This window comes from Micromonospora sp. DSM 43699 (assembly GCF_055517075.1).
On record NZ_JBTMMT010000031.1, the window covers coordinates 65,258 to 73,868 of the forward strand.

The 8,611-nt window shown below is 69.6% G+C and carries 6 protein-coding genes and 1 CRISPR repeat array; all 6 genes read left to right on the forward strand.

Annotated features, from left to right (window positions below; genetic code table 11):
* Positions 1-552: 552 nt before the first annotated feature.
* Genes cas5c through cas2 form a run of 6 tightly spaced genes read left to right on the forward strand, consistent with a single transcriptional unit; the run spans position 553 to position 5,916 of the window.
* The gene (gene cas5c, locus AC0AIB_RS17140) at positions 553-1,242 is read left to right on the forward strand and encodes a type I-C CRISPR-associated protein Cas5c (RefSeq protein WP_328348743.1); all 690 of its coding nucleotides are present in this window, start codon (positions 553-555) and stop codon (positions 1,240-1,242) included.
* Entirely contained in the window at positions 1,242-3,068 is a 1,827-nt protein-coding gene (gene cas8c / locus AC0AIB_RS17145; protein WP_465097045.1) for a type I-C CRISPR-associated protein Cas8c/Csd1, read from the forward strand. Before cas5c ends, cas8c begins: the two co-directional genes overlap by 1 nt.
* On the forward strand, positions 3,065-3,955 hold the full coding sequence (gene cas7c, locus AC0AIB_RS17150) for a type I-C CRISPR-associated protein Cas7/Csd2 (RefSeq protein ID WP_465097046.1): 891 nt from the start codon (positions 3,065-3,067) through the stop codon (positions 3,953-3,955). The genes cas8c and cas7c overlap by 4 nt, the downstream gene beginning before the upstream one ends.
* Positions 3,952-4,602 carry a CRISPR-associated protein Cas4 gene (cas4, locus tag AC0AIB_RS17155; protein WP_328345217.1) on the forward strand — a complete coding sequence of 217 codons (651 nt, stop codon included), beginning with the start codon at positions 3,952-3,954 and terminating at the stop codon, positions 4,600-4,602. The genes cas7c and cas4 overlap by 4 nt, the downstream gene beginning before the upstream one ends.
* The gene (cas1c, locus tag AC0AIB_RS17160; RefSeq protein ID WP_328345219.1) at positions 4,595-5,623 is read left to right on the forward strand and encodes a type I-C CRISPR-associated endonuclease Cas1c; all 1,029 of its coding nucleotides are present in this window, start codon (positions 4,595-4,597) and stop codon (positions 5,621-5,623) included. Before cas4 ends, cas1c begins: the two co-directional genes overlap by 8 nt.
* Positions 5,608-5,916, forward strand: coding sequence for a CRISPR-associated endonuclease Cas2 (gene cas2 / locus AC0AIB_RS17165; protein WP_328345221.1), 309 nt, complete (start codon positions 5,608-5,610; stop codon positions 5,914-5,916). Before cas1c ends, cas2 begins: the two co-directional genes overlap by 16 nt.
* A 126-nt stretch (positions 5,917-6,042) precedes the next feature.
* Positions 6,043-8,455: a CRISPR direct-repeat array (repeat unit 37 nt; unit sequence GCTGCGCCCGGCCACCGCGCCGGGCGAGGATCGCAAC).
* The last annotated feature ends 156 nt before the right edge of the window (positions 8,456-8,611 follow it).

An 8,611-nucleotide genomic window follows, 5' to 3' on the forward strand; every position in this document is an offset into this window, starting at 1 on the left:
CGTCGGGTGGCCTGTGGGCGCGGCGTTGCCCTACTGTCATCTTGTTCCTTTCGGCCTCACGGATGGCGGGGGAGCTGGGCGGTCCGCTGTTCGCGCAGCGGACCGTCGTGTTTCTGGGGACGGTGCCCGCCCAGCCGACATCTTTATAGCCCACAGTGGAGCGTGTGTCTAACCACAGGGTGCTTGATCCGACTCCGTCCGGCTCAAGCACCCAAGGAAGTTTGATAGCCTGTTTGGGCCGCTAGCAAGGTCGGGTGGCCTGCAGTGCCTAGGTGCTGAGGATCGCAACCTTGGGTGTTGCCCGGAGGGGGTTGGCTTCGTCCGACCAGGACTGACCCGTCCTTGTCGGACGGAGTTCCGCCCCGAAGTAGTCGAGTCGGATTCTTGTCAGTCCTTCATGGAGTGAACCGGCGTGGTGCGGCCGTTCCTGCCGCACTGGTCGTGGATCGTCGCACCTGGTGTGCGAGGAGGCCTCCGGTTTCGTGGTGGGGTCTTGCTTCGATCATGTGTGCGAGGGGCCTGTCGTGGGAGGGCTGTGTGGTGACGATGGAAGTGGTCAATGGGGTGACCTTGCGGCGGAGCCCGGAGGGTGATCTTCCGGTGGTGGTGCAGGTCAGTGGTGAGGCGGCGTTGTTCTCGCGGCCGGAGTTGAAGGTGGAGCGGGTCAGTTATCCGGTGATGACGCCGTCTGCTGCGGTGGGGGTGCTCGAATCGATCTTCTGGAAGCCGGAGATGCGGTACCGGGTGGTGGCGATCGAGGTGCTCAAGCCGGTGCGGCAGTTTTCGATTCGGCGGAACGAGACCTCGGATGTCGCACCGTTGGCGGAGGCGCTCAAGGGCTCGCGTCGGGTCGATACCGCAGCGCATCGTGATCAGCGGAATGCGGTGTGCCTGCGGGATGTGGCGTACCGGATTCATGCTCATGTCGAGGTGGCGGCGCACGCGGACAAGCCGGTCGCGGCGTATCGGGATCAGTTGCGTCGGCGGGTCCGGAAAGGGGCTTGCTTCCAGCAGCCCTACCTGGGCACGCGTGAGTTCAGCGCGGAGTTCGGCTGGCCGGATGACACGCCCCGGGCGGATGTCAACGAGGAGATCGGCATCATGCTGCACTCCATCCACCGGGACGGGCAGTCGGCTCAGCCGCGGATGGAGTGGTTCGCCGCTCGGGTGGTGGCCGGGGTGTTGTCCGTGCCGGAACGGGGGATCGAGCTGGCGCTTCCGGTGGAAGGCCAGGTGGTGTAGTGCTGCTGCAGCGGCTGGTGGAGTTCGCCGACACCAGCACAGAGATCATCCCGCCGTTCTACTCCCGCAAGGCGGTGCGTTGGAGCCTGGAGATCGACGCCAACGGTGTTCCCCAGGGTGGCCTGGTCGATACGGCGAACAAGGACGACCCGAACTCCCGGTTCGGTGCGCCCCGGCTGGTGCCGGCGGTGACCCGGACCGTCGGGATCTCGCCCGCGCTCGCGGTCGACACGGGGGAGTACGTCTTCGGTTGGCTGTCGGAGGGGGTCAAGCCGGAACGGGTCGCCAAGCAGTACACCGCGTTCCGTGCCCTGATCGCCGAGTGGGCGGCAGCCGAACCAGATAGTCATGGTCCGGCTGTCGCCGCCTTCTACCGCGACGGGCACGCCGACCGTGTTTCACCGCCGGCGGACTGGGGCAGGGGAGACCTGGTCGGCTTCTGGGTCGACGGGGTCTACGCGGCGGACGCTGTCGCGGCGCAGCGTTTCTGGGCCGGGGTGGCCGGTGACCGGAAGGGCTCCGGACGATCCGGGTTGTGTCTGGTCTGCGGGCGGGTGCAGCCGCTACTCCACACGATGCCGCAGCAGATTCCTCGACGGTGGGTGCCCGGGGCCACCCAGAGCGCGTCGCTGGTCAGCATGAACGAGGCCACCCACGGCTACGAGTTGCAGAAGTTCCTGACCCATACCCCGATCTGCGCCGACTGCGGACTGAAGTTCATGACCGCGCTGACGGCGCTGCTGTCCGATCCCCGGCACAGCACCAGCCTGTCCGGGCAGAACGCCCGGCTCGCCTGGTGGGTCCTCGGCGGGTCGACCATCGACCCGTGGGCGGCCGTCGAGCAGTTGGACCCCAGCCACATCCAGCGCCTGGTTGCTGGGCCGGCGAGCGGCGCGGAAGCCTCCCTCGACGAGGTGTCCCGGTACTGCTCGGTGACCGTGGGCGGCAACGTCGCCCGCGTCGTTGTGCGGGACTGGGTCGAGCTGCCGATCTCCCGGGTCAAGGACAACATCCGGGCCTGGTTCGACGACCACCGGATCGTTGACGCCTGGACCGGTGAGGTGGCCACCATCAGGGTCTCCCAACTCGCCCGGGTGGCGGGTCGGTTCGAGACCGGACGTAACGGAGGCCCCGGGACGTGGACGAAGTTCGGCGCGTCCGGGGAACACCGGCCGCCAGACCTGTTCCACCGGCTACTCAGCGCCGCGCTTCTCAAGCGACCGTTGCCGCCGAAGCTGCTCAACCACGTCATCAACCGCATCCGGATCGACGGCCGACTCGACCCTGCCCGCGCGGCGTTGATCCGGCTCGCCCTGCGCCGTCACCCGACCCTGCCCGAGCATGAACGAGAGAGGCTGACGCCGACCTTGAACGTCGCCCACAAGCAGCCGGCCTACGTAGCCGGCCGCATCTTCGCCGTCATGGACGACCTGCAACGCACCGTGTTCCGGGTCGCCGACCAGCGGCTGAACACTACCTTCGCCGAACGTTACTTTGGCCGCGCGATCGACAACCCGCAGGTCGTCATCGTCTCCGGCCGCCGCAACGTGCAGGCGTGGCTCAAACGCCTCCGCGGCCCGCTGCGCCGGCCCGGCTGGTCGGACGCCTACGAACGGCGACTCGACGACCTGTTCGTCCAACTTGACGTGATCCCCAGCGCTGCGGTGCTGACGGACAAGGCCCAGTTCATCCTCGGCTACCACCAGCAGCGGGCCGAGATGCGGGCCGAACGCCTCGCCGCAGCCGCGAACAAGAAGAAGACCGACCTGCCCCCGGAGCCCGACGACGTGGCACCGACCGCCGACGACGAAGGAGACGACGCATGAGCGCCGCGCACCTCGACCCGACCCGCCGCCACGACGCCGTCCTGCTGTTCGACGTCAGCGACGGCAACCCTAACGGCGACCCGGACGCCGGCAACCAGCCCCGCACCGACGATGAGAGCGGCCAGGGCCTGGTCACCGACGTGGCGATCAAACGCAAGATCCGCGACACCGTGTCGCTGCTGCGCGGCGACGACCCGCGGTACGGCATCTTCGTCGAAGCCGGCCACGCCCTGAACACCCGGATCGAGGGCGCCTTCGCCGCCAACCCGCCGAAGATCAGCAACAAGCCGACCCCGGCGGAGAGCGCGGCGGCCCAGCAGTGGCTCTGCGCGCACTACTTCGACATCCGGATGTTCGGCGCGGTGCTCAGCACCGGCAAGAGCGGCGGCGCTGGGCAGGTCCGTGGTCCGCTCCAGCTCACCTTCGCCCGCAGCATCGATGCGATCCTGCCCACCGACCACACCATTACCCGGGTCACCCAGACCCGGCAGGACGACATCGACAAGGGTGAGCGCACGGAGATCGGATCCAAGTGGACCGTCCCGTACGGCCTCTACCGCGCCCACCTGTTCTACTCCGCGCCCCGCGCCGCGAAGACCGGTGTGACCAGCGACGACCTCGCCGCGCTGTGGCAGGCCGTCACCGTCATGTTCGACCACGACCGGGCCGCCAGCCGCGGTGAGATGAAGCTCTGCGGTCTCTACGTTTTCAGCCACCCCGACGCCTTCGGAGCCGCCCCCTCGGCCGCCCTCACCCAGCGGATCACCGTCAAGCGCAACGACGACGACAAGGCGCCACGTGCCCACACCGACTACACCCGCAGCATCGACGAGTCCGGCTTGCCCGGCGGCATCGAGCTGACCAAGCTGGTCGATCTCTGGCCGTGACCGACGACCACCCTGAGGACAGCGGCACCGACCTGCGGGAGGTGCCGCTGTCCGCGTTGGAGCACTACGCCTACTGCCACCGGCAGACCGCCCTCATCCACGTCGAGGGCGTCTGGACGGAAAACGTCGAGACGGTACGCGGCGACCTCAGCCACACCACCGTCGACCTACCCGGCATCCAACGCCGCCGAGGCCTCACCACCATCCGGTCACTGCCGGTATGGAGTCACACCCACGGCCTACGCGGTATCTGCGACGTCGTCGAGTTCGAGAAGAACGCCGCCACACCCGTCGAATACAAGGTCGGACGCTACAAACCCGGCGGCCCCGCCGAACTACAACTCGGCGGGCAGGCCCTCTGCCTCATCGAAGCCGGCTTCGACGTACCCACCGGATACATCTACTCCGTGGCCGAACGCCGCCGACACCCCGTACCCATCGACCATGACCTGCTCGAACGGGTCATCGCCGCCACCGCAGCCGTCCGTCGACTGCTGCACACCCCGGCGCTGCCGGCGGCACGCAACGACACCCGCTGCCGGCGATGCTCCCTGCGCGAGGACTGCCTACCCGAACTAACCGACGGCCAGCGGCAGACCCCACCCGACCTGTTGACCCCACGACCATTGGGACAGTGGCGTGACTGAACTACTCAACACCCTCTACGTCCAGACCCCCGGCACCAGCCTGCGCCTCGACGGCGACACCGTCCGGATCTACCACCCCGACCAACCCGGACGTCACCTACTACCCCTCGTCCGACTCGACCACCTGGTCCTGTTCAGCGGCGTGACCCCCACCGACGACCTGCTCCTGCGCTGCGCCGACGACGGCCGCTCCGTCAGCTGGCTCACCGGCAGCGGACGATTCCGCGCCGGACTGATCGGCCCCACCCACGGCAACCCACTGCTACGCCAAGCCCAACACCGCGCCGCCGACTCACCACAGCGCCAACTCCCCATCGCCGTCGCCATCGTCGCCGGCAAAATCCACAACGCGCGCCAAGTCCTGCTCCGCACCGCCCGCGACACCAGCGGCCCCCGACAAACCGCACTACGCGCCACCGCCGAACTCCTCGCCCAACGACTCGAACTCCTCACCACCACCGCCAGCACCAACGAAATCCTCGGCGTCGAAGGCATCGCCGCCCGCGACTACTTCGCCGCCATGCCCTACCTCCTCGGCGACAACACCGACTGGAAGGCATCCGGCCGCAATAAACGACCACCCACCGACCCCCTGAACTGCCTGCTCTCCTTCCTGTACGGCATGCTGCGCGTCGCGGTGCAGGGTGCACTCGAACAGGTCGGACTCGACCCCTACATCGGTTTCCTCCATGCCGTCCGACCCGGTAAACCAGCCCTCGCTCTCGACCTGATGGAAGAGTTCCGACCCCTCCTGGCCGACCGCCTCGCCCTCACCATGCTCAACAGACGAGAGCTGACCCCCACCGACTTCGAAGAACTACCAAACAACGCATACCGACTCACCGACAACGGACGAAAGACCGTGCTCGCAGCCTGGCAACAGAGCCGACAACGCGAGTGGCCGCACGCGCAACTCAACCGCCAAGTGCCTGCCGCGCTGCTCCCACTCGTGCAAGCCCGACTACTCGCCCGCCACCTCCGCGGAGACACGGTCGCCTACGAGCCGTGGACGGTGAACTGAACGTGGACCTACTCGTCACCTACGACGTCGAGACAGTCACCCCACAAGGGCAACGCCGCCTCCGCAAAGTCGCCAAGATCTGCGAGGCATACGGACACCGCGTACAAAAATCGGTCTTCGAAGTAGTCTGCCGCGACACCGACAAAGTCCGCTTCGTCGCCGCCCTCCAAGACGCCATCGACCCCACCCAGGACAGCATCCGCATCTACCACCTACCAGCCCACGCCCTCGACGACGTCGAACACCTCGGCAAACCACGACCCATCGACCCACGCGGACCACTAGTGATCTAGGAACCCCTAGTGGACACGAAAACCCCGGAGGGTTCCGAGGTCAAAAACCCGGATCAGAGAGTCAAAACGGACTGCGAGCACGTCGATGAAGGATCGCCTAATCGCTATATTTGCTGCTTGTGAACCGCTGCGCCCGGCCACCGCGCCGGGCGAGGATCGCAACGCGGAAATTGGCGGCGGTGTCGACTCGGAATTAATCGAGCTGCGCCCGGCCACCGCGCCGGGCGAGGATCGCAACTGCGGACGGACTCAAGGCGCACATGGGCGACGTCCGGCTGCGCCCGGCCACCGCGCCGGGCGAGGATCGCAACCTGGACTACGCGGCGCTGGCGCTGCACCACGTGGCCCGCTGCGCCCGGCCACCGCGCCGGGCGAGGATCGCAACCTTGTGTGCCTTGACCAGGATTCGCGCCGCCGCCGAAGCTGCGCCCGGCCACCGCGCCGGGCGAGGATCGCAACACGAAGCGGCCGGCTCTCCAGCTCGACGGCGTGACCATGCTGCGCCCGGCCACCGCGCCGGGCGAGGATCGCAACGAGAGCAAGAGCCAGCGCAAGGCGCGCCGGAAGCGGCAGCTGCGCCCGGCCACCGCGCCGGGCGAGGATCGCAACCGCGGCAGCGCGGACGTGTGGCTTGACGTCCCCGAGTGCTGCGCCCGGCCACCGCGCCGGGCGAGGATCGCAACCCGCAGGTACTCACGCGGGGACTGAACGGCTTGGCCGAGCTGCGCCCGGCCACCGCGCCGGGCGAGGATCGCAACGTGCGGGGGGCGAACCTGGGATGCCACCCGGACCCGCGCTGCGCCCGGCCACCGCGCCGGGCGAGGATCGCAACGCTCTGCTCAACGGCGGGGCGCTCAACGCGCGCCAGGCAGGCTGCGCCCGGCCACCGCGCCGGGCGAGGATCGCAACTCGCCGGCCTTGACCACGCCGACGGACAGGTGGGGGGCTGCGCCCGGCCACCGCGCCGGGCGAGGATCGCAACGTGTTTCACCCGGGGGCGATCAACCTGGACGCGTCCGGGCTGCGCCCGGCCACCGCGCCGGGCGAGGATCGCAACGCCTCGTGGAACGGTGACTCGACGTTCCCCACCCACGCTGCGCCCGGCCACCGCGCCGGGCGAGGATCGCAACACGACCCGGCGGACCCGGCGGGTACCGCGCTGAATCGCTGCGCCCGGCCACCGCGCCGGGCGAGGATCGCAACGACCAGGCGCTGCCCGACGAAGCCGCCGAACGGTCCCGGCTGCGCCCGGCCACCGCGCCGGGCGAGGATCGCAACTCCGGCTCCGGGGCCGGCTCCGGCTCCGGGGCCGGCTCGCTGCGCCCGGCCACCGCGCCGGGCGAGGATCGCAACGCCGACAAGCTGAAGCTCATGCAGGCGGCCGGCATCGCTGCGCCCGGCCACCGCGCCGGGCGAGGATCGCAACTCGGTTGCCCGAGCCGCCTGACGGAATCGAACCGTCGAGCTGCGCCCGGCCACCGCGCCGGGCGAGGATCGCAACGGCGTGGGGCAGCTCCACGACGGCCGGTTCGTGCGGATGCTGCGCCCGGCCACCGCGCCGGGCGAGGATCGCAACATGGCCTGGGCGCGGGCAACGACGTTGGACGAAGTCGCTGCGCCCGGCCACCGCGCCGGGCGAGGATCGCAACCAGCGCACCAGCGCCGGCGACGCCGCGCTCGCCCACCTGGCTGCGCCCGGCCACCGCGCCGGGCGAGGATCGCAACTCGATCGGGCCGGCGAGGAACACCCGCCCGTCGCGGGCTGCGCCCGGCCACCGCGCCGGGCGAGGATCGCAACATTCTGCTGTTGTACGTCGCCATGCTGTTCCTGCTGCTGCGCCCGGCCACCGCGCCGGGCGAGGATCGCAACCGGGCTGGTAGAACCGCGGCCAGACGTAGACGCCGGTCGGGCTGCGCCCGGCCACCGCGCCGGGCGAGGATCGCAACTCGCGATGGCGCGGCGAGATGCACGCCGAGGGCTACCGGCTGCGCCCGGCCACCGCGCCGGGCGAGGATCGCAACCCGACGGCGCATAGCCGCACTAGCGTGGCGGTGGCGCTGCGCCCGGCCACCGCGCCGGGCGAGGATCGCAACATCCGGACGGACCCGGACACGGCCGAGGTCTCCGCGCTGCGCCCGGCCACCGCGCCGGGCGAGGATCGCAACTCGCAGAAGCCGGGATGGGAAAACCGGCGTAGCTACCTGCTGCGCCCGGCCACCGCGCCGGGCGAGGATCGCAACACCCGATCGGCTGGGTACACGCCGCGCACCCGCCCGGCTGCGCCCGGCCACCGCGCCGGGCGAGGATCGCAACTCAGCGCCCTTCGGCGGCGCGACGGGCGGGGCTGCCTCCGCTGCGCCCGGCCATCGCGCCGGGCGAGGATCGCAACTCTACCGGCAATGCCAGGCTGACCGATGGGATCGCGGGCTGCGCCCGGCCACCGCGCCGGGCGAGGATCGCAACCCCATGGACTCCGGCGTGAAGGTTTCGTCCTGTGCAGCGCTGCGCCCGGCCACCGTGCCGGGCGAGGATCGCAACGCTGGTGGGGGGGGCTGGTGGGGGGTTAGTACTGCAACGGCAGTTGGTCAGGGGTAGCCGCGTCGTCGGTAGTGGCATGTTCGGGCCTGGTGTTGGCGGCGTCGTCGCCATCGGGACCAGGCCCAGACATGCTCGGGTTCATGGATGTGTCGCACT